Source organism: Variovorax sp. CF313 (assembly GCF_000282635.1).
In the GTDB taxonomy this organism is placed as follows: Bacteria; Pseudomonadota; Gammaproteobacteria; order Burkholderiales; family Burkholderiaceae_C; genus Variovorax.
In genome coordinates this window covers 99,330-123,569 of sequence record NZ_AKIW01000005.1, presented here as the reverse complement: position 1 = coordinate 123,569, position 24,240 = coordinate 99,330, and the positions used below count along the sequence as shown (strand labels likewise).

Here is a 24,240-nt window from a genome sequence, read left to right as displayed (position 1 = left end):
GTCGTTACGTTGCTGGGTCGCATCGCGCTCTCCTGTTGTTGTGGCTAGTTTCAACCTTCCCATGGTTGGAAGGTCAAGAGGCGCTACCGAAACGCCAATACCGAGGCAATCCAGAGGCCGCCACCGGCCAGAAATGCCCAGCACAACCAGAACAGCAACCGCTCCCACCAGGCCGGTGGACTTTCGCGGCCTTCGAGCCGGTACTTCAGTGTCATCCCTGCGCCATGGACCAGCAGACCCACGCCGAGCAATGGGACGGCGTAGGGCCGAATGGCCTCTGGGGCAATGAGCGCCAAACCGGCGCCCAAAACCATGGCGCCGAGACCGGAAGCGAGCTCAGCGCCCCGTGTGGCTGTTGACCGGCCGGCCACGGTCGTCTTTCGAGAAATGCGGAATGAACCGTGGCGTGGCAGCCGCGTAATCGCGCCACGCGTCGCCGAATGCGGCTTCCGAGTCGCGCTCCTCGGAGATGGCCAACCGCACATACATCGCCACGAGCACCGGGAACATCGCCATCGTCAGCAGTGTCGGCCATTGCAGCAGGAAGCCGAACATGATGAGCACGAAGCCGATGTACTGCGGATGGCGCACCAGTCGGTACGGTCCCGCGGTCGCAAGCGCATGACGCCGCTGGGCATGATAGAGCACGTACCAGGCCTTCGAGAGCAGCATGAAACCAGCGAAGAGCACGACGATGCTCAGGATGTGGAGTACACCGAGGTGCGGATTGCCATGCCGACCGGTCAGCAGCCACCATAGGTGACCGGCGTCGTGACCGAACAGGTTGACACCCGGAAACTTCGAGCCCAGCCAGCCCGACAGCAGGTAGATGGTCAGCGGGAAGCCGTACATCTCCGCGAACAGCGCGACGATGAACCCGGAGTAGGCGCCGAAGCTGCGCCAGTCGCGCAGGGTCGTCGGCTTGAAGAAGCTGTAGGCGAACCCGACGAAGATGGCCGAGTTGAGAACCCCCAGGTCCCACAGGCCGTAGTCATTGTCTGGGGTGTTCATCGTCAGCCTTTCTTGAGTGGCTGCCGTGGTGGTGGCCATGGTGCATGAAGAGGTGCATCAGCGGGCACGCCAGCAGAAGTGCGAACGGCAAGACGCCCAATACATGGGCGCGGTGTTCGGTGAACAGAAGAAAACCGCCGACTGCCGATACGACGAGCAGCACTACGCCTCCGCGCGAGCGCCAGAACGGGGGCGGTTCGTGGTTCATATCGCCCATGGCCTTGCTCCTTGCGGCCGACGGCTACTTGGCCGCCGGTGGCTTCATCCCGTCGCGGTCCATCATCATCTGCATCATCATTTCCATCATGTCCATGCGCTTGCCCATCATCTCGGGAGACATGCGCGCGCCGCCTTTGCCGTCGGAAGTGTGCATTTGGCCCATCATCGCCATGCCGTCCTGCATGGCCTTCATGTGTTCGCCCATCAACGCCTGGCGTTCGTCCGGCGTCTTCGCGTCCATCATCTTTTGGTGCATCGCCTGCATGGACTTCATCTGCATCTCCATCTGCACAGGTGGTACTTTGGGCGCCTTCGACGTTCCAGACGTTGGCGCTACCGCGTTCGCAGGGTGATGGGCACCATGGTCCTGCGCGGATTGCGCCAGTGCGCCGCTCGAAAGCGCCGCGGTGATGGTGAGAAGAAGAATTGAGCGCATAGAGGGCCTCCGGCTTGTTAACCAAGTTTCGGGACACCCAGCGCTCCGCAGCTTGCGCTAGGTCAAGGCAGAAGGCTCGCGGCGCGCCTGGATTGGCTGAGAGGCATCTCCAACCTCCAAGGAGAATTCATGAACCACACGTCGCCTTCGATTCAGGAAAGCGGCGCACCGTCGACCGCGCTTCGCACAGGAGTGGCGCTGGCCACCACCGTCGCGGTTTTCTATGCCCTGTGCACCCTGGCCTGGGTCGCTGCACCCGGCCCGTTTCTGAGCTTCATGAACAGCCTGTTCCATGGCATGGACTTCTCCGTCCTCAGTCGGCCCGCGCCCTTTTCGGTGCGCGGCTTTGTCGAAGCCTTTCTCGTGATGAGCCTGTGGGCGTTCCTGGCAGGCTCTTTCTTTGGATGGCTGCGCCCGCGTCTCGGCGCGTAGGCACTTTCAAAGCCCGTCGCTCCGGGATGAAAACGAGCGCGCGAACGGAATCGTGGACCCGCCGATGCCTTGGTCAGGCAGTTTCGCCGTCAGTACGGGTGAACTGTGGCTCTGGACCACACCGGCGACATGCTTCACACCCAGGGCAGCGACGACGCCCGCCGCAACCATCGTGATCGCCAGGCCGGTGCTGAAGCAGAGCATGAGGGACGCTTTGGCCAAGCCTCGTGCTTCCTCGGTGGAGGAGATTGCGTCAAGTCACAGCCTCCATTGGGATCACCGAGCGCTTGTCCTGCTGATCCCGCGGCAGCGTCGGGTCGGGCTTGTACATGCGCGCCATCGAAGCTGCGCGTCGGCGTTCATGGTGAGCATCGCGAAGTTGCCCATACCCCGCCGGCATGCCGGGAGGTCGGACGCGCGACTGCATACCACTGCGACGCAGGAGCCAGACGTTTTGCCACTCTCCGATGCCGGGGCAGGAACGCATGCAAGCCCCACCGCTGCGGGAGGGCGCGTAGGCACCGGTTCGCAAGCGACCGGCCGTTGTCGCCATCAGGGTTGGCTTGGGTCCGTTTCAAGGCGACGGGCTCCTTCAAGCCGTGTCCCCTTCAGGCGGCCTTTCGCATCGTCGTGCAAACACGGTTCCGCCCCCCCATCTTGGCCTCGTACAGCGCCTTGTCGGCTGCCTGGATCAACGCCTTCGGCGGCCCCTTGGTGATTGCGGGGCTGAGCGCATCCACGCCGGCACTCAGCGTCACGAACCCGTCTGGCGTACCGGCGTGCACGATTTCCAGGCCACGAACTGCACTGCGGATTCTTTCCGCCAGGATGACGGCGCCAGCCACATCGGTATGCGGCAACAACACCGCGAGTTCTTCTCCGCCGTAGCGGGCCGCGAGATCTCCCGGACGGCGCGAAGCGAGGCTGGCGATCGTGCGGCTGATCGTCTGCAGGCACTCGTCGCCGGCCGCATGTCCATAGATGTCGTTGTACTGCTTGAAGCAATCGACATCGATCATGATGAGCGCCAGGGTGCTCGCATCGCGCATGGCCCGGCTGAATTCGCTGTCGAGCGTCACGTCGAACTGGCGGCGATTTGCCAACCCGGTAAGGCCGTCCTCCATGGCGAGCGTATTCAAGGTCTTGTTGAGCGTTTCCAGCGCGTCGCGCGCCCGCCGCAGTTCGGCCTCGCTCTTGTTTCGCAGTTCCATCTGCTTCACCAGCCGCCATCCGACGAAGCCGACGATCGACGTCATGAGAATGATGCCCGCCGTATGCCAGAGCGTGTCCTGCCACCATGCGGCCAGGATCTCATCCTTCGAAAGTGCTGCAGTAACGAACAACGGATAGTTGTCGAGACGCCGAAAGCTGTTCAGGCGCGTGACGCCGTCCTGCGCTGATAAGACTTCGGTCGTTCCTACCGGACCTTGTGCAAGGTATGCGCGGAAGAGCCCGGTCTCCCGCATGTTCCGTCCCACCATGTCTGCGCTGTACGGCCGGCGAATCATCATGGTCCCGGTTTCGAGGACCAGCCCGATCGCGCCGGCACGGCCTATGTCGAGGCTGTCGTAGAACTTCTTGAAGAAGTCGATATCGATCGACGCAAGCACCACGCCGGCGAAGCTGCCATCCGCATTGTTGATGCGCCGGGAGACGGGAACGAGCAGCTTTCCGTTGGTTCGGCTTTGCACCGGAATGCCGATGTGCGGCCCCCGCTCCTCGTGCTCTCGATGAAATAGAAAGTACTCCCGGCTCGCATTGTTCAGGTTCGGATTCTGCGACGTCGTCTGCCTGGAGTTTGCGACCCAGTTTCCATCCTTGTCATAGATGTGAATCGCATCGAGCTGAGGGAGTTCGGCCACCCGCATGGCAAGAACCTTGCGAAGCCGTTCGACGGCCGCCGGCTCCGTGCCGTCGTGTTCGACGCGCTCGACGATGCCGACCAGCGCCGTATCGGCCTGCTTGACCGTGTCTTCCGCCTGCTGTGCCATTGCACGCGCGAGATTCGACGCCGCGACGCCCATCTGCTGGAGCAGGACCGTGCGCGCGTGCCAGCTGTTCCAGCAGTCGAGCACCACGAGGGTGAGGCAAACCACGGCCACGAAAGCCGTCGTCCGGAAGGTGATGGATGGCCGGCGAAACACTATGTGTCTTCGGCGCAATGACGTCTGGAACTCATACCCGACTTTGGCACATCCTTGGCTGAATTGGCCACCATCATCAGCCATTGGGCCCCGTCCGGGCAGGCAAGCAGGGACCGCCAGCAGCTGATCGCGCAGCCAAGATAGCCTTGCCGCAGACAAAAATCTCCGGGATTAACCCTCGCCAGGGCTCGTCAGAGTGCCCTCTCTGCGCCCTCTGGAATCAATGGCGACAAAGGCTCGATAGCCTCGCCCGTCTCCACGTAGTTGAGCTCGATCGGGTGGACGACGGCTGCTGCGGCCTCGCCGTCGAATTTCACCAGCAGGTACTCGCCGCTCGCGCCGGAGATGATCCCGAAACGGCCATTGAACTCGACCCTGCTGCCGCGCCGCGCCGGCACCTTGAAGCGCATTCGAATGTAGGGAAGACCTACGCGGAAATACTCAACCATGTGAAATCCCAGTCTTGTTGTCGGTTCGACGGGGAAGCACGCTGCAGGCCCGTGCGGACCTGCGCAAACTCCCTGGCAGCCATCTCACCGCCACCCCTCGGGAGGGCGTGTCAGCCAAGGCCGCTCCTCGATGACAGCCGCCGGATGTTCAGATGGTGGAGCGCTCAAATGACAAGCCGAAGAAGCCGCTGGGAACGGCATCGCCGGAACACTACGTCCCTTCGCGCAACAGGCCTTCACGGCCCGGTGCGGGATCGGCGATGCTCAGGGCATGCCCACTGCAAATTCACGGCCGCCAGCGCGCTTCGGATGGCGCGTCGCCGCGCTGATCTACACGGTCACCGGCGTCGCGTGTGTCCTGGCCTGCGCCGCCGTGCCCGAGAGCGAGGCGGGCCTGCTCGCCGCCGTCTTGGGCGGGCTGCCATGGTCGATGAGCTTGCTGACGCTGGACCTGTCGCCCGGCGTGGCGAACACGGCGCTGATGCTGCTGGCCGGCAGTTGGGCGATCAATGCCGCGCTGCTCTGGTGGCTGGCGCTGCGCCGGCCAACGCACCACGGACCATCGCGTCCGGCGTAGGGACATTTCCGTCTCCGGCGTCCTGCGCCAGGCAGGCATTCAGTGCGATCATTCGCGCGCGAAATGCTGGCTCATTTTTCTCGCCCCCTCCCCTTCAAAGGCTTTTCCCGATGCCCCAAGACCCGCTGCAAGTCAACGCGCCCCTCATCGGCGTTCCCGGCGGCCGCCACCTGCTCGACACGCCCGCCCTGCTGATCGACCTGCCCGCAATGACGCGCAACATCGAACGCATGGCCGCCTTCGCCAAGGCGCGCGGCATCAACCTGCGACCGCATGTGAAGACGCACAAGTCGGTCGAGATCGCGCGGCGGCAGGTTGCGGCGGGCGCCATCGGCGTGAGCTGCGTCACGCTGGGCGAGGCGGAGGTGATGGTCCAGGGCGGCATTCCGGGCGTGCTCATCACCTCGCCCGCCGTCACGCCGAGCAAGATCTCGCGGCTCATCAAGCTGGCGCAGCGTGCGCGCCCGGGCGACGTGATGGTGGTGGTCGACAACCCGCAGAACCTGGCCGACCTGGCGCGTGCGGTGAGCGAACTCACGCACCCGCTCGACGTGCTGGTGGATTACGGCGCGGGCTACAACCGCACCGGCGCAGCCACGCAGGCGAAGGTGCTCGAACTCGCGGCACTGGTGGCCGCCGAGCCGCGCCTGCGGCTGCGCGGGCTGCAGTCTTATGCGGGCAACCTGCAGCACATCGTGTCGCGCGAGGAGCGCAGCACGGCGGCGGCCGGCCTGCGCGAAACGGTGGCGGACATCGTCGCGGCGGCGAAGCGCCAGGGCCTGCACTTCGACATCGTGACCGGTGCAGGCACCGGCACGCACGATCTCGATTCACAGGAGAACGCGTTTACCGAACTGCAGACGGGCTCGTATGTGTTCATGGATGCCGAGTACACGCAGGTGCTCGCCAACGACGGGCAACCGTCGCCCTTCGAGGTTTCGCTGTTCGTGCAGACGGCAGTGGTCAGCACGAATGCGACCGGCTGGGTGACGGTGGACGGCGGCACCAAGTGCTTCTCGACCGACAGCGGCGTGCCGCTGGTGGCCAAAGGCGCCGACGCCGCGAGCCGCTATGCCTTCTTCGGCGACGAGCACGGCAAGTTGATACCGCCCCAGGGCTCGCAGGCGCAGCGGCCCGCGCTGGGTGCGCGCGTGGAGTTCGTCACGCCGCATTGCGACCCGACGGTCAACCTGCATGACGCGTATCACGTGGTCGAAGGCGGCACGCTTGTCGCCATCTGGCCGGTGGACGCGCGCGGCAGGCGATAGGCGTCCTGGGGGCCGACCGCAGCGGCGTCAGACGCGCGGAAGCGCCGCAAGGAAGGTGGACACGACGATCGCGGCGGCGCGGTCGAGCTGCAGGATGTCTCCCACATCGAAAGCGTGCGGCGCTGTGCGTCCACTCGAACCGAGTGGCTTGCGGATCTCGACAAGAACTTCAGCCGCCAATTCGCGGTCGCTGCGCGGCCCGCCGTCGGGATGCATCACCCATTTATCGACTTGATCGAATGGAATGCTGCGGAAGACCCCCACGATGGGGATGTACTTGTAGCGATCCTCGCCCACCAGGATGGGCACGCTGAGGTTGCAAAAAAACGTGGTCGTCGACATGCAGGATCGCCGTCGCTAAGCAAAGCGTTCAATTGTTAATTAGTGCGCTGTCAACAACCACCCTCTGCGTAGCCATCAGAGGGGAAGACGTGACCTTCTGCACACAAACTACCTCCATTCTCTCTTCTCCTCCCCTTAAAACAACTACTTTATTCTTACACAAGGGCGCCGAAAAAAGCACTCGTGTGTTTTCGGCGGTTTGAACGCGACCTAAGAGGGTCGCCCACGGGCAGCGGCAGGCGCGAAAGCTGGGGGATACGAGGTTGCGCGAAGTTCGGCACCCTCCGGGCTGGGGGATTACCCGGCCGCCCGGACGTGGGACGGCGCAGCGACCAGCCCCTGCATCAGGGCCGCAGGCCAGATGTGGATCAGGCCGGAATACTGAATCGCGGCATGCGCCGCTCGATGTTGGCCTTCACGGCCTCAAGCTGGTTCGGGCTGCCGATCAGGGCCTTCTGCTCGACCGATTCGGCCACCAGCAGTTCAGCTGCGCTCTGCGAGGCCGACGCATTGAGCAGCCGCTTGCCGGCACGGATCGCATCGGGGCTCTTGCCTGCGATCTCGTGCGCCATCTGCAGCGCCTCGGCCAGCGGATCGACCGCAATGCGGGTGGCGAAGCCGATCCGGAGAGCCTCCTCGCCGGAGAAGACGCGGCCCGTGAAGGTGAGTTCGCGCACCACGTCGCTGCGGGCGAGCTCACGCATCAGCACCATGCCGGCCATGTCGGGCACCAGGCCCCACTTGATTTCCATCACCGAGAGCCTGGTGTCGGGCGCCACGATGCGGATGTCCGCGCCCAGCGCCACCTGCAGCCCACCGCCGAAGGCCACGCCATGCACGGCCGCAATGACCGGCACCGGCACCTCGGGCCAGACCATCGCCACCTGCTGCGCGGCGTTCGAGATGCCATGCGTGCGCGCCAGCAGGTCGGCGCCGGCCGCGCCCTCGCCCAGCACATCGGAGCCCGGGCCCTGCTGCATGCGCTCGAAAGACGCCATGTCCAGTCCCGCGCAGAAGGCCTTGCCGCGGCCCGAGATCACCACGGCCCGCACTGCCTTGTCGTCACGCAGCGCCTCGCCGGCTTCGATGAGTGCATCGAACATCGCAGGGTCGAGCGCGTTCATCTTGTCGGCGCGCGCGAGCTGCAGTTCCACCACGCCGTCGGCGTGGCGGGTCGTTTCGATGCGGTCGGTCATTCGATGTCTCCGGAATGGGTCCTGCGCCAGTATCGCCGGGCCTGGCACTCGGCGATGATGGCGCCTGTCGCCTGCACAACACCCTCTGCCATGCCTCTGGACCGCCGCCACTTTCTCATTCAATCGGGTTCGGCCGCCGCCGTGGTGGCACTGTTCGGCCAGGGCTGTGCCGCCCATTCCCCGTCCGCGCCCCATGGCGACGTGCTGGGCTTCGCCGGCGTGCCGGCTTCCTTGCACGACGGCGTCGTGGTGCCGCCCGGGTACGAGTGGCAACTGCTCTACCCCTGGGGCACGCCCACCGGCATCGCGGGGCGGATGCCGGCCTTCGCGTCCGACGCCGGGAACAGTGCCGACGACCAGGCGGTGCAGGCCGGCATGCACCACGACGGCATGCACTTCTTCGCGCTCGACGCGAGCGGCGAGCGCGGCCTGCTGGTGATGAACCACGAATACACCGACGAGCAGCTGCTGCATACCGACGGCGTGAAGGTATGGACCGCCGAGAAGGTGCGCAAGTCGCTGCACGCGATGGGGGTCTCGGTGATCGAGATCCGGCGCAGCGCACAGGGTTGGCAGCAGGTGCAGCCCTCGCCCTTCGCGCGCCGCGTGCACGGCAACACGCCGATGCGCATCACTGGTCCGGCCGCAGGAACGCCGCTGATGCGCACCGCCGCCAACCCGGCCGGCGATGCGGTGTCCGGCACTTTTGCCAACTGCGCCATGGGCGTCACGCCGTGGGGCACGTACCTCACGTGCGAGGAAAACTTCCATGGCTACTTCGGCGGGCCGAAGGAGGCCGCCCAGGACGCGACGGCTGCCCAGCGCCGCTACGGCACGGTGGCCGGCTCGCAATGGGTGGAGTACTGGCGCTACGACGAGCGCTTCGACCTGAGCCGGCATCCGAACGAGCCGCACCGCTTCGGCTGGGTGGTCGAGATCGATCCCTTCGACCCGGCCGCCGAGCCCATCAAGCGCACCGCGCTCGGCCGCAAGCGGCAGGAAAGCGCCACCTGCACGGTCGCCAAGGACGGCCGTCTGGTCGTCTACATGGGCGACGACTCGCGCTTCGAATACATCTACAAGTTCGTCAGCCGGGAGAAGGTGCGCCCCGGCACCGACGCCGCCGCACGCGCCGCCAACCGCCACCTGCTCGACGATGGCAGGCTCTACGTGGCGCGCTACGACACCGGCGGCCGCGGCCGCTGGCTCGAGCTTACGCACGGCCGCGATGGGCTCGATGCGGCGAACGGCTTCGCCGACCAGGCCGAGGTGCTGATCCACGCCCGGCTGGCAGGCGACGTCGTTGGTGGCACGAAGATGGACCGGCCCGAATGGATCGCGGTGCACCCCCAGTCGGGCGAGGTCTACGTGACCCTCACCAACAACAGCCAGCGCGGCGACGCCGGCAAGCCCGGGCCCGACGCAGCCAACCCACGCGCCAACAACCTGTTCGGCGGCATCCTGCGCTGGCGCGAAGACGGTGGCGACGCTGCCAGCACCGGCTTCGCCTGGGACCATTTCGCGCTCGCGGGCGATCCCGCGCAGTCCGGCAGCGGCGCGCGCTATCCATCGAACGAGGCCGACATGTTCGGCGCCCCCGACGGCCTGCACTTCGACAAGGGCGGCCTGCTGTGGATCCAGACCGATCTGAGCGGCCAGGTGCTGGGCAGGCCGCCCTACACCTCTCTGGGCAACAACCAGATGCTGTGCGCCGACCCGGCATCGGGGCGCATCAAGCGCTTTCTCACCGGACCAAACGGCTGCGAGATCACCGGCTGCGTGGTCACGCCCGACCGGCGCACGCTGTTCGTCAACATCCAGCATCCGGGCGAGGCGCGCGACGACGGCGACACGAAACTCAACAGCGCCTGGCCCGACGGCACGGAGCCGGGCAGCGCGCGGCCGCGCTCCGCGACGCTGGCGATTCGCCGGCGCGACGGCGGTATCGTCGGCACCTGAGACAAACAGAGAAAAGGGAAACCCCCATGAGCATCCGCATCGTCCGTCTCGGCACCCCGCGCGCGCCCGACGAGGGCCTGCGCGTAGGCACCGTGCGCCGTCCGCCGCGCGGCGTTCCGAAGACCGAGTTCGCATCGCAGGACTGGTACGACGTGTGGTACCCGAACCTCGCGCCCTCCGTCGAGACGATGAAGCAGGCGCAGGAAGCGCAGAAAGCCGACTCACCCGCGCAGTGGAACGCCTTCGTGCGCAAGTTCAAGGCCGAGATGGCCGAGCCCGACGCGAGCCGCAGCCTCGACCTGCTGGCCGCGCTGTCTCACAGCACTTCGCTTTCCGTGGGCTGCTACTGCGAGGACGAATCGCACTGCCACCGCTCCGTGCTGCGCAGCCTGCTGGCCGAACGCGGCGCGGACATCGCGGACTGAGCGGGTCGACGCACACCCGCGAGCGAGGCTTCAGCGCTGCGCCTTGTCCTTCTGGTTCTGCGCCTCGATGCGTTCGCGCGCGGCCTGCCAGTCGGCGTCGCTCCACTGGCGCAGCTCGTAGAAGTTGCCACCGGTGGCCAGCGCGTTGCCGCCGTCCATCATGATGCTCTGGCCCGTGAGCCAGTCGCACTGCCCGGGCGCCATCAGGAAGGACGCGAGGTTCTGCAGTTCGCTCATGCGGCCGGTGCGTGCCATCGGGTTGTGCTGCTTGCTGCGCGCGCCGGGCTCCTCGCCTGGGTTCAGGCGCTTGCTCATGCCTTCGGTCGGAATCTCGCCGGGGCCGACGGCGTTCAGGCGGATGCCATGCCGCGCCCACTCCACCGCAAGCGACTTGGTCATGACCTCGATGCCGGCCTTGCTCATGGCCGAGGGCACGACGTAGGGGCTGCCGTTGTCCACCCAGGTGACGATGATGCTCATCACGCTGCGGAAGGCATCGCCCGGCTTCCACTCGCCCGACTTGGCCTGCGCCACCCAGCGCTTGCCCACCGCCTGCGTCACGTAGAAGCTGCCGTGGAACACGATGTTGGCGATGGCGTCGAAGGCGCGCGGCGAGAGATTCTCGGTCGGCGAGACGAAGTTGCCCGCCGCGTTGTTGACGAGCCCCGTGAGGCCGCCGCTCTGGAACAGGCTCTCGACCATCTCGTCGACCTGCTGCGCGATGCGGATGTCGACGCCGAAGGTGTCGATGCGCCTGTCCGGGAACTGCTGTCGCCACTCGGCCGCGGTCTCGTCGCAGACCGACTGGCGCCGGCCGCAGATGGCCACGTCGGCGCCCAGGCCCAGGAAGCGCTCGGCCATCGCACGGCCGAGGCCCGTGCCGCCGCCGGTCACGAGGATGCGCCGGCCGCTCATGAGGGAAGCTTCAAACATGGTTCGTCTCCTTGTCATTGAGGCAGCGGCAAGGGAGGTGGCTGCCACTCGCGGATGCTACGCGCGAGATGCGGCGTCGGCTTGCGGGAAGTGGCTTCGGGTGCCGGGGTGAGAATGCGCGGAACGAGTTTCCCGGAGACAAGACGCCGATGCCGAGTTCCGCCAGCCCCGCCAACGACCATGCCGCGCCGCTCGAGGGCGTGCGCATCGTCAGCCTCGCGCTCAACCTCCCCGGCCCCGCCGCGCTGCTGCGCTGCCGTGAAATGGGCGCCACCTGCCTCAAGCTGGAGCCGCCGGGCGGCGATCCGATGGGGCTCTACAACCGGCCCGCGTATGCGGCGCTGCATGCGGGCATCGAGATCCGCACCGTCGATCTCAAGACCGAGGCCGGGCAGCAGCTGCTGCACGCCGAACTCGCGGCGACCGACGTGCTGCTCACCTCGTTCCGCCCTTTCGCGCTCGGCAAGCTCGGGCTCGACTGGGCCACGCTGCATGCGCGTCATCCGGCCCTGTCGCAGGTGGCCATCGTCGGCGCGCCGGGCGAGCGCGCCGAGGAACCGGGCCACGACCTGACCTACCTCGCCGAAAGCGGGCTCGTCACCGGCACCGAGCTGCCGCCGACGCTTTATGCCGACATGGGCGGCGCCCTGCTCGCGAGCGAGGCTGTGCTGAAGGCCATGCTGCGGCGGTCCCGCAAGGCCGGTGGCGCGTATTTCGAGGTGGCGCTGAACGCCTCGGCCGACTGGCTCGCCCTGCCCCGCACCTGGGGCCTCACGCAGCCCTCGGGCATGGTCGGCGGCGCGCACGCCGGCTACCGCGTCTACCCCTGCGCCGACGGCCGCGTGGCCGTGGCCGCGCTGGAGCCGCATTTCGCGGCCCGGCTATGCGAGGCGGCTGCAATCGCTTCGCGCGACATGACTGCGCCGGCCACGCACGAGGCGCTGGCCGCGTGGCTCGCGACCCGCACACGCGCCGAACTCGAAGCCATGAGCCGCACGCGCGACGTGCCGCTGCTCACGATGGCCAGCTGATTCAGCGCGCCACGCCGTCGCGCTGCCGGTCTTCGCGCTTCAGTGCGAGATAGGTATCGAGGTCCACTTCGTGCAGCTGGCGCGGGTACTGCTCCACCGCTGCGAACCAGCGGCGCTGGCGGCGCTCGGCCTGGTCGGGGCCCGGCGCGGCGAGGTAGGCGTCGAGCGTCAGGAAGTAGCGCATCGCGTTGCGCTCCACCAGCCCGCGCAGGCCGCGGATGTATTCGGGCTGCCCTTCCGGCGTCTTGCCCACCACAGTGAAGCCGACTTTGTCGCTGCCGAACGTCGCCAGGTAGGCCATGGTGCCCAGCCGCACCATCGCGTTGTGGTCGTAGCTGTAGCTGAAATGCAGGAAGCTCTTGCGCTCGTCGAGCGCCACGGCCTGCAGCGTGACACGGTAGTTGCTGGTGCCCAGCGGGCCGCTCTCGGCCATGAGTTCGACCGACATGTACTCGGGCGTGGCGTTGGTGACCCGGTAGACGAACGGCAGCTCGAAGGCCTGGTCGATCGGCTTGTCGTAGCGACGCACCACATAGAGCGTGAGCATTTCGCTGCCTTGCGGGCCGCTGGCCGTGCGGCAGCGCCGGTTGTTGATGTGCAGGGTCAGCACGCCGCACCAGTGGGCCGATCCCTTGAGCGTGGCGCTGATCGCCGACAGCGGATGTTCGACCACCGCGTAGACGTCACCCTGCAGGCCGTCGGGCGTCTCCATGGAATCGAGCTGCACGGGGCGCCCGAAACTGCCGTGATCGAGCTTGTCGCTCATCCGCTGGTGCGTGGCACGCAGCGCCTGGGCAGAAGAGTTTTCAGGTGCGGCGGCAAGCGCCTGCAGCGAGGCCGCGAGCAGCAGCGCCCCGGCCAAGGTGCGCGTCCATGAAGCCCGCGGGGAGGGAGAACTGCTCATGGCCCACACCATACAGCGGACTGTCCATCTTCGCTGTCGGTCGGACCGCGCCGGCGTTCTGAAATTAGCGCGGCTTGCGGATGCCGCCACGCACCGGGCCAGCGGCTTTGCGCGAGGCCGGCCCCGAGCCGTTGTCGCGCGGCGGCAGGCCGGTGTGCTGCGTGAGGATGCGGCCCTTCGAGGGCTTCACCGGCGTCAGCTTGACCGGCACGGCCTTGGCCACGGCCGGTGCGGCCGTCGAGTTCTTGCGCCGCGCGCTGGTGTAACCGCCGTCGGTCAGCGGCTGCCAAGTCGGGATGAGGTGGTGCTTGCCGTTGCCGATCAGGTCGGCGCGGCCCATGCTCTTGAGCGCCTCGCGCAGCAGCGGCCAGTTGTTGGCGTCGTGATACCGCAGGAAGGCCTTGTGCAGGCGGCGGCGCTTGTCGCCGCGCACGATGTCCACCGTCTCGCTCTCGCGCGTGATCTTGCGCAGCGGGTTCTTGTTGGTGTGGTACATCGTCGTCGCCGTGGCCATCGGGCTCGGGTAGAACGTTTGCACCTGGTCGGCGCGGAAGCCGTTCTTCTTGAGCCAGATCGCGAGGTTCATCATGTCCTCGTCGCTGGTGCCCGGGTGCGCGGCAATGAAGTACGGAATGAGGTATTGCTTCTTGCCAGCCTCGGCCGAGTACTTCTCGAACATCTGCTTGAACTTGTCGTAGCTGCCGATGCCGGGCTTCATCATCTTGGTGAGCGGGCCTTGTTCGGTGTGCTCGGGCGCGATCTTCAGGTAGCCGCCGACGTGGTGCTGCACCAGCTCCTTCACGTATTCGGGCGACTGCACGGCCAGGTCGTAGCGCAGGCCGGAGCCGATGAGGATCTTCTTGATGCCCTTGAGCGCACGCGCCCGGCGGTAGATCTTGATGAGCGGGTCGTGGTTGGTGTTGAGGTTCGGGCAGATGCCCGGATACACGCAGCTGGGCTTGCGGCAGGCCGACTCGATCTCGGGCGACTTGCAGCCGATGCGGTACATGTTGGCCGTGGGGCCGCCCAGGTCGGAGATGGTGCCGGTGAAGCCCTTGACCGAATCGCGGATGGCCTCGACCTCCTTGATGATCGAGTCTTCCGAACGGCTCTGGATGATGCGGCCTTCGTGCTCGGTGATCGAGCAGAAGGTGCAGCCGCCGAAGCAGCCGCGCATGATGTTCACGCTGAAGCGGATCATTTCCCACGCCGGGATCTTGGTCGCGCCATCGTGGCTGCCGTTCTCGTCGGCGTAGCGCGGATGCGGGCTGCGCGCGTACGGCAGGTCGAACACGTGGTCCATCTCGGCCGTGGTGAGCGGAATGGGCGGCGGATTGATCCACACGTCGCGCGCCGTGGCGCCCTCGCCGTGCGCCTGCACCAGCGCGCGGGCGTTGCCGGGGTTGGTCTCGAGGTGCAGCACGCGGTTGGCGTGGGCGTAGAGCACCGGGTCGCTGCGCACCTGCTCGTACGACGGCAGGCGGATCACCGAATGGTCGCGCGGCGGAACCTTGATTCTTGCCCGCATGGCCAGCGCCGGGTTGGGCACGAAGTTCAGCGGCTTGATGGCGGGGTTGACGACCGAACCGGCAGCGGAGCCGGCAGCTTCTGCCGCCTTGGCGACGGCTTCGGCCTCGTCTTCCTTCGCGCAGGTCGCGCCGTTGGCCTTGGCCTGGTCGGACACCATCAGGTACGGATTGACATGCGCTTCGACGCGGCCGGGTTCGTCGACGCTGGTGGAGTTGATCTCGAACCAGCCTTCGGGCGTTTCGCGCCGCACGAACGCGGTGCCGCGCACGTCGGTGATCTGCTGCACCGGCTCCTTGGCGGCCAGGCGGTGCGCGATCTCGACGATGGCGCGCTCGGCGTTGCCGTACAGCAGCAGGTCGCACTTCGAATCGACGACGATCGAGCGGCGCACCTTGTCCGACCAGTAGTCGTAGTGCGCGATGCGGCGCAGCGAACCTTCGATGCCGCCGAGGATGATCGGCACGTCGTTCCAGGCTTCCTTGCAGCGCTGCGAATACACGATGGCCGCGCGGTCGGGGCGCGAGCCGCCGACGTCGCCAGGCGTGTAGGCGTCGTCGCTGCGGATCTTCCGGTCGGCCGTGTAGCGGTTGATCATCGAATCCATGTTGCCGGCGGTCACGCCGAAGAACAGGTTCGGCTTGCCCAGCGCCTTGAAGGGCTCTGCGCTCTGCCAATCGGGCTGGGCGATGATGCCCACACGGAAACCCTGCGCCTCCAGCATGCGGCCGATCACCGACATGCCGAAGCTGGGATGGTCGACGTAGGCGTCGCCGGTGACCACGATGATGTCGCAGCTGTCCCAGCCGAGCGCTTCCATTTCCTTGCGCGAGGTCGGCAGGAACTTCGCCGTGCCGAAACGGGCGGCCCAGTACTTGCGGTAGCTGGTCAGCGGCTTGGCGGCACGTGCAAAAAGGGAGACGTCGACGGGGGCGTTCATCGGTGGGAGTTGACAGCGCCATGGCGGCGCCGTTGTGGGCAACCCTCGATTTTAGGGTTTTCCACCATGTCTGTCGCGACAAACATCCTGTGACCCGGTCGTCGCAAGGCCTTCAATTGATTGCTTGAGTCAAATAATTTTATGACAATGGCAATCATGTCCACCCCATCTCCAACCGTCGATCCCGCCGCCGTCAAGGCAATCCGGCAGTTCAACCGCTTCTACACGCGCCGTATCGGCGCCCTCGATCCTTACCTCGGCAGCGCCATGTCCTTGACCGACGTGCGCGTGCTGTACGAGCTGGCGCACCGTGAAACGGCCGTCGCCAGCGAGATCGGCCGCGACCTCGGGCTCGATGCGGGCTACATGAGCCGCATCCTGCGCCGCTTCGAGAACGAGGGCTGGCTTTCGCGCGAGCCGCATCCGCGCGATGCGCGGCAGAGCGTGTTGCGCCTGACCGACGCCGGCCACGCCGCATTCGCGCCGCTGCAACAGAAATCGCGCGAAGAAGCCGCCGCCCTGCTTGCCCCGCTGGCGCCGGCCCAGCGCCAGCAGCTGGTGCAGGCGATGGGCACGATGCAAGCGCTGCTCGACTCCGAGGCGCCGCCCGCGAAGCTCCAGGCGGCCGTGCTGCGCGACCCGGCGCCCGGCGACATCGGCTGGGTGGTGCAGCAGCACGGCGAAATCTATGCGCGCGAGTACGGCTGGAACAGCGAGTTCGAGGCTCTGGTGGCCGGCATCGCGAGCGAGTTCCTGCTCAAGTTCCAGCCCGAGTGGGAGCGCTGCTGGATCGCCGAACTCAACGGCGAGCGCGTAGGCGCGATCTTCGTGGTGCGCAAGTCGGCCACGGTGGCGCAGCTGCGCATGCTGATCCTGGCGCCCGCCGCGCGCGGGCTGGGCCTGGGCGGCAAGCTGGTGGACGAGTGCATCACCTTCGCGCGCCGCAAGGGCTACCGGAAGATGGTGCTGTGGACCAACAGCTGCCTGTCGGCCGCGCGCGGCATTTATGCGAAGCGCGGCTTCCAGCTCGCCAAGTCGGAGCCGCACGAGAGCTATGGCCAGCATCTCGTGGGCGAGACCTGGGAATTGAAGTTGTAGTGCCAGGAACACCGAGGAACCGGCTTTGCCGGGCCTCAGGTGTTGCCCCCGGTAGGGGGTTNGCGAAGCGACACGAAGTGCGCGCAGCCTGGGGACGAGCAACAGTTACTGCATGAACCAGCCGTGACTCACCACCAGCGACTGGCCGGTGAGCGCATTCGTCGGGAAGCCCGCGAACAGCAGCGCCACGCGCGCCACGTCTTCCGTGGTCGTGAACTCGCCATCCACCGTTTCCTTCAGCATCACGTTCTTGATGACTTCCTGCTCGCTGATGCCCAGCGTCCTGGCCTGCTCGGGAATCTGCTTCTCCACCAGCGGCGTGCGCACGAAGCCCGGGCAGATCACGTTCGCGCGCACGCCGTGCTTGGCGCCTTCTTTCGCGACAGTCTTGGCCAGCCCGATGAGGCCGTGCTTGGCCGTCACGTAGGGCGCCTTCAGCAGAGAGGCTTCCTTCGAGTGCACCGAGCCCATGTAGATCACGCTGCCGCCGCGGCCCTGCGCGTACATGTGCTTCAGGCAGGCCTTGGTGGTGAGGAAGGCCCCGTCAAGGTGAATGGCGAGCATCTTCTTCCAGTCGGCGAAGCTGAACTCTTCCACCGGGTGAACGATCTGGATGCCGGCGTTGCTGATGAGGATGTCGATCCCGCCGAAGGCCGCAGCGCCCTCTTCGACCGAGGCATTGACCTGGTCTTCGTTGGTCACGTCGACACCTACGCCAATGGCCAGCGCGCCCGTGGCCTTGAGCTCGGCCGCGGTAGCGTCGGCCGCTTCCTTGTTGAGGTCGGCAATGATGATCTTCGCGCCTTCCTGTGCGAACAGGATGGCGATTTCCTTGCCGATGCCGCTGGCCGAGCCGGTGATGTAGGCGACCTTGTCCTTGAGTTGCATGGTGAGTTCCTTGGATGAGGGTTGGGAGGGAAAGAGGCTGCGGGAGTCAGGCGAGATAGTCGTGTTCGACGGTGCCCAGCGCCAGCGTCATGTCGGCGATGTAGTGCACCGCGGACTCAACCTTGCGCACCGGCAGGTCGGCCACCGGCGCCAGTGCATGGGGATGCAGTTCGAGCGAAGCCGGGCCGGCCCACGCGCCGTGCAGCGTGACGTCGACCATGTGATAGCGCACCAGCTCGCAGATGCGGGCCGTGCCGTCGACGTGCGGAATGATCTTCAGCAGGAAGTTCGGCTGCGCGATGCCCGCGAGGATGGGCTCGGGCTCGAGCGTGCGGTGCTTGAAGCCCATCGTGGCCTTGGCCACGCGCACCTTGCCATAGTCGAGCGTGCCGACCACCACGTCGGTCTCATAGTCGAGCACCGGCGAGGCCAGCTTCTTCGGAAAACCCCACAGTTCGCGCCCGCCGGCAATCGGCGGATGGTCGTCGAGGTACATCGCGTGCACGTACGAGCCCTTCTCCACGCCCCTGGCGGTGCGCAGCTGCACAGGAATGACCTGGCCCGACTCGGTGTAGTCGCCAAAGCCGGTGGAGTCGGGCATGCGGATGAATTCGTACTTGACCAGCGGCTCGACCACTTCGAGCGGCTCGGGCACCACGGCGCGCAGAGCGTCCATGTCGGTGCTGTAGGTGACGACGAGAAATTCGCGCCGCGCGAACCGGTACGGGCCGGGCGGAAAAGCGGGACTGGTCAACGGCATCGCGAATGCCGTTCGTCGCACGTCTTCAATGTTCATGGACATTCCTCCTGTTGAAGTGGCAGCCAGTCTGGCGCCGGTTTCTTAGCCGCGGCTGAATCGAGGCACCTTCATCGTCATGTCGACAGGCCCGGCCGCTTGACGCGCCCCGCGCCATGTTCACCGAGGTCGAAGGTGGTCACGCCATTGACCGTGGCGTCGGCGCGCAGGGTCTCGGGGTGGGCCAGCGTGTTGCGCATGTCGCGCGCACCTGATTCCCAATGCTCTTCCACCGCGGCGCGCGAGAACTCGTAGTCCTTCGACTCCAGCTCGTAGGGCTTGTCACGGTAGATCAGATGGAAGATGTCGATCGGCTGGTGCGTCAGCTGCGATTGCACCGCGAGCACGCTCGGGTCGTTGCGCAGGCTGGCCGGCAGCTTGGAGATCAGGTCGGCAATCGCCTGCTGCAGGTTCATGTTGGCGGCCAGCGCGTCGGTGTTCATGCGGGTGCGGCTCGAGTAGGTGATGTCCTTCTGCCGCTCCATCACGCCCGCCATGGTGCGCGGCATCTCGCCACGCGCATTGAACAGGTCGACCTGCAGCACCACCAGCGGTTCGGAGCGCGGGTGCATGTCGAGCACATACTGCAGCGGCGTGTTCGACACGATGCCGCCGTCCCAGTAGTCGTCGCCGTCGATGCTGACCGGTGCGAAACCCGGCGGCAGCGCGCCGCTGGCCATGATGTGCTCGGGCCCGATGCGCTGGCGCGTGTTGTCGAAGTACACCGAGTTGCCGGTGCGCACATTGACCGCGCCTACGCTGAAGCGCGCTTCGCAGGCGTTGATGCGGTCGAAGTCCACAAGCCGTTCGAGCGTGGCCTTCAGCGGCGAGGTGTCGTAGTAGCTCAGCAGCGGCGCCGCGCCGCCCATCAGGAAGGCCGGCGAGTAGCGCGGTTCGAAGAAGCCCGGAATGCCGAGCAGCGAGGCCATCGTCGCGCTGTACTGGTTCTGCGTGGCCCGGTCGCCGAGCCATGAAGGCAGGCGCTGCGAAGGACCCGAAGACACCAGGTGCCAGAACTCGCGCAGCCGGTCGACCCGGCGTTCGGGCGCATTGCCCGCGATCAGCGCCGCGTTGATGGCCCCAATGGAAACGCCGGCGATCCAGTGCGGCTGCAGTTCGGTTTCGCTGAGCGCTGCATACACGCCGGCCTGGTAAGCGCCGAGCGCGCCCCCGCCCTGCAGCACCAGCGCCTTGCGGGCGGTGCGCATGTCTTCGCGGCGCGAAGCGAATGGGTCGAGGGGTTTGGAGGCGGCACGGATTTTCTTCTTGGGTGGTGTCGTCATTCGTTCATTTGACACCAGCCCCGCGACGCCAACCTGACCAGGGCTTGCCGCCCCGGAACGATGTCACATCTTCGGCAGCATCTGTCCGCGGATCTCGCCGCCCGGGTTGGCGGCGGTGTGCACGTTGGCGTACCACTTGCCCGCAGCCAGGTCGGCGGCCTGTGCCGGCGTGAGCGTGGCCTGGCCTTCGATCGGGCTCGCCGGGTTGGCGAAGGGCAGCACCACGCCGGCATTGGCGCCGGCGGCGGCCGGGCCGTGGAAGTGCGCCATGGTGGCCGGGCCGCTCAGGCCGCTGTAGGTGATCTTGTACTTGAGCACGTTGGTGTCGCGGTTGAGCCAGGCCTCGGCCATGCCGCTGCCGCGCGTCATGTTGGGCGGGACTTCGCTGGCCGCGTTCATCGCGCCGCTGAAGCTCGCCACGTTCGACTTCGACATCATCCCGCAGCCGACCAGCGCGGCACTGGCCACCGCGGTGACGAGAGCTGCGCGCAAAAGAGTGCCATAGTTGGTCATGAGCTTGATCTCCTGAGTTATGAAAACCTCCACAGCATAGGCAGCGCCGCGGTTCTTGTCTTGTCGGCCACCACCCCGACTTTGATGGCGCCCAGGCGGCTGGAAGAGAATGCGGCGATGACTTCCACCCCCCTTCCCAGCGCCCGCGACGTGGCCGATTTCTGGCGCGAAGCCGGTCCCGGCCGCTGGTTCGCCAAGAATGATTCCTTCGACGCCGATTTCTCCGCCCGCTTCTCGCAAGCCCATCAGGCTGCAGCCCGCGGCGAGCTCGACCACTGGGCGTCCGATGCCGAAGGTGCGCTGGCCCTTCTGGTGCTGCTCGACCAGTTCCCTCGCAACACCTGGCGCGGCAATCCGCACATGCTGGCTACCGATGGCAAGGCGCTGGCCGTGGCGAAGCAGGCGGTAGCTGCGGGCTTCGACCGGCAGTGCGAGCCGGCGCTGCGCCCCTTCTTCTACCTGCCCTTCATGCACTCCGAGGTGCTGGCCGAGCAGGAGCGCTCGGTCGAACTCAACGCGGCGCTCGACGCCAACACGCAGCGCTATGCAGTGCTGCACCGCGACATCATTGCGCGCTTCGGCCGTTTTCCGCACCGCAACAGGATGCTCGGTCGCAGCAGCACGGCGGAAGAACAGCGCTTTCTCGACGAAGGCGGCTTTGCCGGCTGACGCTCAGGCGTCGTTGTGTGGAAGCGGCGCTTCGCGCGTCGGGGACGGATTCAGGTCGCCCGCGCCCTTGGTATCCTTCATCGAGCCGTAGGTGCGCGCATAGACCCAGGTGAACTCGGCTCCCAGCAGGAAGATCTGCGCCGAGTAGTACACCCACACCAGCACCACCACCAGCGAGCCCGCGGCCCCGTAGCCCGAGGCGACGCTGCTCTTGCCGATGTACAGCCCGATGAGGTGCTTGCCCACGGTGAAGAGCAGCGCAGTGACGCCTGCCCCGATCCACACGTCGCGCCACTGCACCCTGGCGCGCGGCATGATCTTGTAGATCATCGCGAAGATCACCGTCACCATCGCGAAGCTGAAGACGAAGTTGACGGCCTGCGCCGCCGCCTCCCAGGGGCCGAACACCGGCGACCACCACTTGCCCAGCGCCGCGAGTGCCGCGCTCGCCACCAGCGACACCATGAGCAGGAAGCCGATGCCCATGATCATGCCGAACGACAGCAGCCGCACGCGCAGCAGGTTGAACAGCCCCCTGTTCTTGGCGCGGGCCGGCGCGCGCCAGATGCGGTCGAGCGCATCCTGCAGCTCGCCGAAGACGGTGGTGGCGCCCACCACCAGCAACCCGACCCCGATCGCCGTCGCGACGATGCCCTCGGCCGGCTTGTTGACGGCCTGCAGCATGCCCTGCACCGCCGCCGCGCCCTGTGCACCCATGAGCCCGGCGAGCTGCGCGAAGATCTCGCCGCGCGCGGCCTCTTCCCCGAACACCAGGCCGGCCACCGAGATCACGATCAGCAGCAGCGGCGCGATCGAGAACACCGTGTAGTACGCCAGCGCCGCGCCCATGCTCGGCGCGTAGTCGTTCGACCAGGAATTGAAGGCCCGCTGGCAAAGATCGAAGAGTGCGCGCAGTTGCATGAGCATGCCGAAGTTTCTCAGTGAAGCCGCCCGGTGCCGTGTCAGTCCGTTGCCCGGCAAGTTGAAAGCCTGCCTACGATAATCGCTCCACATGCACCCGTCTCCCCCCGCCGCCCAGCCCCAGTCGCCACGCGACCTGTTCCTTTCATTCACCTGGCTCGCGCTGCAGGGCTTTGGCGGCGTGCTCGCCATCGTCCAGCGCGAGATGGTCGAGAAGAAGAAATGGCTCACGCCCGAGCAGTTCCTCGAAGACTGGGCCGTGGCGCAGGTGATGCCGGGGCCCAACGTGATCAACCTCGGCCTGATGATCGGCGACCGCTACTTCGGCCTGCGCGGAGCGCTCGCCGCCGTGGCGGGCATGCTGGCCATTCCGATGGTCGTCATCCTCGCGCTGGCCGTGCTGTACGCGCACTACGCGGGCAACCCTCAAGTGGCGGCGGCGCTGCGCGGCATGGGCGCGGTGTCGGGCGGACTGATTGCCGCGACCGGCATCAAGCTGGTGCCGCAGCTGCGCAAGCACCCGCTGGGCTTCGCAGCCTGCCTCGCCTTCATGGCGCTGGTGTTCGTGGCCATCGTGGTGCTCAAGATGCCGCTCGGCTGGGTGCTGCTGGTGGTGGGGGGCGTGGCCTGCGTGTGGACCTGGAAGAAAATCCCCGCATGAGCATCGCGATGCAATGGCACGACTGGCTGGCGCTGTTCGGGCAATACATGCTGCTGTCGCTGCTGTCGATCAGCGGCGCCATCACCACCGTGCCCGACATGCACCGCTACCTCGTGGCCCAGAACGGTTGGCTCACCGATGCGCAGTTCAGTTCCTCGGTCGCCATCGCACAGGCCGCACCCGGGCCCAACGTGCTGTTCGTGGCGCTGATGGGCTGGAACGTCGGCCTCAACGCGGGCGGCGGCATCGGCGCCGGGCTCCCGGCCTGGGCGCTCGGTTGCTTCGGCCTGACGGTCACCATGGTCGGCATCATGCTGCCGAGCACCACCCTCACCTACTTCGCCACGCGCTGGGGCCACCGAAACCGCACGCGGCGCGAAGTGCGCGCGTTCAAGCAGGGCATGGCACCCGTGGTCGTGGGCCTGCTGATCGCTACCGGCTGGGTGCTGGCCGCCGGCAACCATGCCGGCGATGCGCCTGCATGGCACCTGTGGCTGCTGAGCGGCGCGACCGCACTCATCGTCTGGCGCACGCGCATCCACCTGCTTTGGCTGCTCGGCGCCGGGGCGATCCTGGGCGCTGTGGGCTTCGTCTGACCGCTCTCATCTTTCGCATTCCTTCGTCTTACTCAGGAACACCTCGACATGTCGCAACTTCGTCCGCTCGGCCGCTCCGGCCTCCTGGTTTCCCCGCTCGCCTTCGGCGGTAACGTGTTCGGCTGGACCGTCGACGAGGCAGCGTCGTTCAAGCTGCTCGATGCCTGGCTGGACGCGGGATTCAACTTCATCGACACCGCCGACGTCTATTCGGCCTGGGTTCCGGGCCACGTCGGCGGCGAGTCCGAGACCATCATCGGCAAATGGCTCAAGCAGAGCGGCAAGCGCAACCGCGTGGTGCTGGCCACCAAGGTCGGCAAGCCGATGGGAGAAGGCAAGTCGGGCCTGTCGCCCCAATACATCCGCGAAGCTGTCGAGGCCTCGCTCAAGCGCCTGCAGACGGACTACATCGACCTCTACCAGTCGCACGACGATGACGCCGGCACGCCCCTCCAGGAGTCGCTCGGCGCCTTCGACAAGCTGATCAAGGAAGGCAAGGTGCGCGCCATCGGCGCCTCGAACTACAGCGCGCCGCGGCTGGCCGAGGCGCTCGACGTGTCGGAGCGCCTGGGCATTGCCCGCTATGAAAGCCTGCAGCCGCTCTACAACCTGTACGACCGCGCGGTGTTCGAGGACGCGCTGGAGCCGCTGTGCCTGAAGCGCGAAGTGGGCGTGATCAACTTCTACGCGCTGGCGGCCGGCTTCCTCACGGGCAAGTACCGCACCGAGGCCGATGCGGCCAAGAGCCCGCGCGGCGCCAACACCACCAGGAAATACCTCAACGAGCGCGGCCTGCGCATCCTCGACGCACTCGACAAGGTGGCCCAGCAGTACAACGCCAAGCCGGGCCAGGTCGCCATTGCGTGGCAGATCGCGCGGCCGGGCATGACGGCGCCCATCGCCAGCGCCACCTCCATCGGCCAGCTCGAAGAGCTCGTGGTCGCGACACAGCTGAAGCTCGACGCAGGCACCATCGAAATGCTCGATCGCGCCAGCGCTGAAACCCAACCCGCAGCCTGAAC

At 66.6% G+C, this 24,240-nt stretch carries 28 protein-coding genes; 11 read left to right on the top strand and 17 right to left on the bottom strand.

Going from position 1 to position 24,240, the window contains the following annotated elements; all coding sequences use genetic code 11:
- Positions 1 to 83: 83 nt before the first annotated feature.
- The 4 genes from PMI12_RS01675 to PMI12_RS01660 are packed head-to-tail and all read right to left on the bottom strand — an operon-like array spanning position 84 to position 1,666.
- Positions 84 to 314, bottom strand: a complete 231-nt coding sequence (locus tag PMI12_RS01675; protein ID WP_007828365.1) for a hypothetical protein — start codon at positions 312 to 314, stop codon at positions 84 to 86.
- A 22-nt stretch (positions 315 to 336) separates the two neighbouring features.
- Positions 337 to 1,011 carry a methyltransferase family protein gene (locus PMI12_RS01670; RefSeq protein ID WP_007828363.1) on the bottom strand — a complete coding sequence of 225 codons (675 nt, stop codon included), beginning with the start codon at positions 1,009 to 1,011 and terminating at the stop codon, positions 337 to 339.
- Complete coding sequence (locus tag PMI12_RS01665; RefSeq protein ID WP_007828361.1) at positions 992 to 1,228, bottom strand: DUF2933 domain-containing protein; 237 nt, start codon at positions 1,226 to 1,228, stop codon at positions 992 to 994. Before PMI12_RS01665 ends, PMI12_RS01670 begins: the two co-directional genes overlap by 20 nt.
- 24 nt (positions 1,229 to 1,252) lie before the next feature.
- The gene (locus tag PMI12_RS01660) at positions 1,253 to 1,666 is read right to left on the bottom strand and encodes a hypothetical protein (protein WP_007828359.1); all 414 of its coding nucleotides are present in this window, start codon (positions 1,664 to 1,666) and stop codon (positions 1,253 to 1,255) included.
- Positions 1,667 to 1,795: 129 nt separating this feature from the next.
- Here PMI12_RS01660 and PMI12_RS01655 point away from each other — a divergent pair, with 129 nt between their 5' ends.
- Positions 1,796 to 2,098 (top strand): DUF5676 family membrane protein, encoded by a 303-nt coding sequence (locus tag PMI12_RS01655; protein ID WP_007828357.1) that lies wholly within the window; start codon positions 1,796 to 1,798, stop codon positions 2,096 to 2,098.
- A gap of 6 nt (positions 2,099 to 2,104) precedes the next feature.
- Here PMI12_RS01655 and PMI12_RS29610 read toward each other — a convergent pair whose 3' ends face one another.
- The 3 genes from PMI12_RS29610 to PMI12_RS01640 form a co-directional block, all read right to left on the bottom strand.
- On the bottom strand, positions 2,105 to 2,320 hold the full coding sequence (locus PMI12_RS29610) for a hypothetical protein (RefSeq protein WP_007828355.1): 216 nt from the start codon (positions 2,318 to 2,320) through the stop codon (positions 2,105 to 2,107).
- 386 nt (positions 2,321 to 2,706) lie between these two features.
- The gene (locus PMI12_RS01645; protein WP_042672615.1) at positions 2,707 to 4,242 is read right to left on the bottom strand and encodes a sensor domain-containing diguanylate cyclase; all 1,536 of its coding nucleotides are present in this window, start codon (positions 4,240 to 4,242) and stop codon (positions 2,707 to 2,709) included.
- Positions 4,243 to 4,433: 191 nt separating this feature from the next.
- Positions 4,434 to 4,691, bottom strand: a complete 258-nt coding sequence (locus PMI12_RS01640) for a hypothetical protein (RefSeq protein WP_007828352.1) — start codon at positions 4,689 to 4,691, stop codon at positions 4,434 to 4,436.
- Between the two features lie 271 nt (positions 4,692 to 4,962).
- Here PMI12_RS01640 and PMI12_RS01635 point away from each other — a divergent pair, with 271 nt between their 5' ends.
- Together PMI12_RS01635 and PMI12_RS01630 are read left to right on the top strand one after the other, a co-directional pair.
- Positions 4,963 to 5,268, top strand: coding sequence for a hypothetical protein (locus tag PMI12_RS01635; protein WP_007828351.1), 306 nt, complete (start codon positions 4,963 to 4,965; stop codon positions 5,266 to 5,268).
- 110 nt (positions 5,269 to 5,378) lie between these two features.
- Positions 5,379 to 6,536 carry a DSD1 family PLP-dependent enzyme gene (locus PMI12_RS01630; protein WP_007828350.1) on the top strand — a complete coding sequence of 386 codons (1,158 nt, stop codon included), beginning with the start codon at positions 5,379 to 5,381 and terminating at the stop codon, positions 6,534 to 6,536.
- Between the two features lie 27 nt (positions 6,537 to 6,563).
- Here PMI12_RS01630 and PMI12_RS01625 read toward each other — a convergent pair whose 3' ends face one another.
- Together PMI12_RS01625 and PMI12_RS01620 are read right to left on the bottom strand one after the other, a co-directional pair.
- A complete protein-coding gene (locus PMI12_RS01625) occupies positions 6,564 to 6,878 on the bottom strand; it encodes a hypothetical protein (RefSeq protein ID WP_007828349.1) in 315 nt (104 codons plus the stop codon).
- A 368-nt stretch (positions 6,879 to 7,246) separates the two neighbouring features.
- Positions 7,247 to 8,074, bottom strand: a complete 828-nt coding sequence (locus PMI12_RS01620; protein ID WP_007828348.1) for a crotonase/enoyl-CoA hydratase family protein — start codon at positions 8,072 to 8,074, stop codon at positions 7,247 to 7,249.
- Positions 8,075 to 8,164: 90 nt separating this feature from the next.
- On the opposite strand from PMI12_RS01620, the gene PMI12_RS01615 reads away from it, so the two are divergent.
- Positions 8,165 to 10,033: a PhoX family protein gene (locus tag PMI12_RS01615; protein ID WP_007828347.1), complete on the top strand. Its 1,869-nt coding sequence runs from the start codon at positions 8,165 to 8,167 to the stop codon at positions 10,031 to 10,033.
- A gap of 26 nt (positions 10,034 to 10,059) precedes the next feature.
- Entirely contained in the window at positions 10,060 to 10,458 is a 399-nt protein-coding gene (locus tag PMI12_RS01610) for a DUF488 domain-containing protein (protein WP_007828345.1), read from the top strand.
- Positions 10,459 to 10,488: 30 nt separating this feature from the next.
- On the opposite strand, the gene PMI12_RS01605 is transcribed toward PMI12_RS01610, so the two are convergent.
- Complete coding sequence (locus PMI12_RS01605; RefSeq protein ID WP_007828343.1) at positions 10,489 to 11,391, bottom strand: SDR family oxidoreductase; 903 nt, start codon at positions 11,389 to 11,391, stop codon at positions 10,489 to 10,491.
- Positions 11,392 to 11,540: 149 nt separating this feature from the next.
- Here PMI12_RS01605 and PMI12_RS01600 point away from each other — a divergent pair, with 149 nt between their 5' ends.
- A complete protein-coding gene (locus PMI12_RS01600; protein ID WP_007828341.1) occupies positions 11,541 to 12,422 on the top strand; it encodes a CoA transferase in 882 nt (293 codons plus the stop codon).
- 1 nt (position 12,423) lies between these two features.
- On the opposite strand, the gene PMI12_RS01595 is transcribed toward PMI12_RS01600, so the two are convergent.
- Together PMI12_RS01595 and PMI12_RS01590 are read right to left on the bottom strand one after the other, a co-directional pair.
- A complete protein-coding gene (locus PMI12_RS01595) occupies positions 12,424 to 13,326 on the bottom strand; it encodes a hypothetical protein (protein WP_042672637.1) in 903 nt (300 codons plus the stop codon).
- A gap of 64 nt (positions 13,327 to 13,390) precedes the next feature.
- Positions 13,391 to 15,793: a YgiQ family radical SAM protein gene (locus PMI12_RS01590; protein WP_007828337.1), complete on the bottom strand. Its 2,403-nt coding sequence runs from the start codon at positions 15,791 to 15,793 to the stop codon at positions 13,391 to 13,393.
- Positions 15,794 to 15,940: 147 nt separating this feature from the next.
- Between PMI12_RS01590 and PMI12_RS01585 the strand changes: the two genes are divergently transcribed.
- The gene (locus PMI12_RS01585) at positions 15,941 to 16,891 is read left to right on the top strand and encodes a bifunctional helix-turn-helix transcriptional regulator/GNAT family N-acetyltransferase (protein WP_157632095.1); all 951 of its coding nucleotides are present in this window, start codon (positions 15,941 to 15,943) and stop codon (positions 16,889 to 16,891) included.
- Positions 16,892 to 16,996: 105 nt separating this feature from the next.
- Here PMI12_RS01585 and PMI12_RS01580 read toward each other — a convergent pair whose 3' ends face one another.
- The 4 genes from PMI12_RS01580 to PMI12_RS01565 form a co-directional block, all read right to left on the bottom strand.
- Positions 16,997 to 17,779, bottom strand: coding sequence for a 3-hydroxybutyrate dehydrogenase (locus tag PMI12_RS01580; protein ID WP_007828334.1), 783 nt, complete (start codon positions 17,777 to 17,779; stop codon positions 16,997 to 16,999).
- A gap of 46 nt (positions 17,780 to 17,825) precedes the next feature.
- Positions 17,826 to 18,575: an acetoacetate decarboxylase gene (locus tag PMI12_RS01575; protein ID WP_007828333.1), complete on the bottom strand. Its 750-nt coding sequence runs from the start codon at positions 18,573 to 18,575 to the stop codon at positions 17,826 to 17,828.
- 77 nt (positions 18,576 to 18,652) lie between these two features.
- Complete coding sequence (locus PMI12_RS01570) at positions 18,653 to 19,783, bottom strand: patatin-like phospholipase family protein (RefSeq protein ID WP_007828332.1); 1,131 nt, start codon at positions 19,781 to 19,783, stop codon at positions 18,653 to 18,655.
- Between the two features lie 138 nt (positions 19,784 to 19,921).
- Positions 19,922 to 20,371, bottom strand: a complete 450-nt coding sequence (locus PMI12_RS01565; protein ID WP_007828331.1) for a CHRD domain-containing protein — start codon at positions 20,369 to 20,371, stop codon at positions 19,922 to 19,924.
- A gap of 117 nt (positions 20,372 to 20,488) precedes the next feature.
- On the opposite strand from PMI12_RS01565, the gene PMI12_RS01560 reads away from it, so the two are divergent.
- The gene (locus PMI12_RS01560) at positions 20,489 to 21,040 is read left to right on the top strand and encodes a DUF924 family protein (RefSeq protein ID WP_042672612.1); all 552 of its coding nucleotides are present in this window, start codon (positions 20,489 to 20,491) and stop codon (positions 21,038 to 21,040) included.
- 3 nt (positions 21,041 to 21,043) lie between these two features.
- Here PMI12_RS01560 and PMI12_RS01555 read toward each other — a convergent pair whose 3' ends face one another.
- Entirely contained in the window at positions 21,044 to 21,967 is a 924-nt protein-coding gene (locus tag PMI12_RS01555; protein ID WP_007828329.1) for a YihY/virulence factor BrkB family protein, read from the bottom strand.
- Between the two features lie 85 nt (positions 21,968 to 22,052).
- On the opposite strand from PMI12_RS01555, the gene PMI12_RS01550 reads away from it, so the two are divergent.
- The 3 genes from PMI12_RS01550 to PMI12_RS01540 are packed head-to-tail and all read left to right on the top strand — an operon-like array spanning position 22,053 to position 24,238.
- A complete protein-coding gene (locus PMI12_RS01550) occupies positions 22,053 to 22,622 on the top strand; it encodes a chromate transporter (protein WP_007828328.1) in 570 nt (189 codons plus the stop codon).
- Entirely contained in the window at positions 22,619 to 23,218 is a 600-nt protein-coding gene (locus PMI12_RS01545) for a chromate transporter (protein WP_042672610.1), read from the top strand. The genes PMI12_RS01550 and PMI12_RS01545 overlap by 4 nt, the downstream gene beginning before the upstream one ends.
- A gap of 48 nt (positions 23,219 to 23,266) precedes the next feature.
- On the top strand, positions 23,267 to 24,238 hold the full coding sequence (locus tag PMI12_RS01540; protein ID WP_007828326.1) for an aldo/keto reductase: 972 nt from the start codon (positions 23,267 to 23,269) through the stop codon (positions 24,236 to 24,238).
- Positions 24,239 to 24,240: the final 2 nt, after the last annotated feature.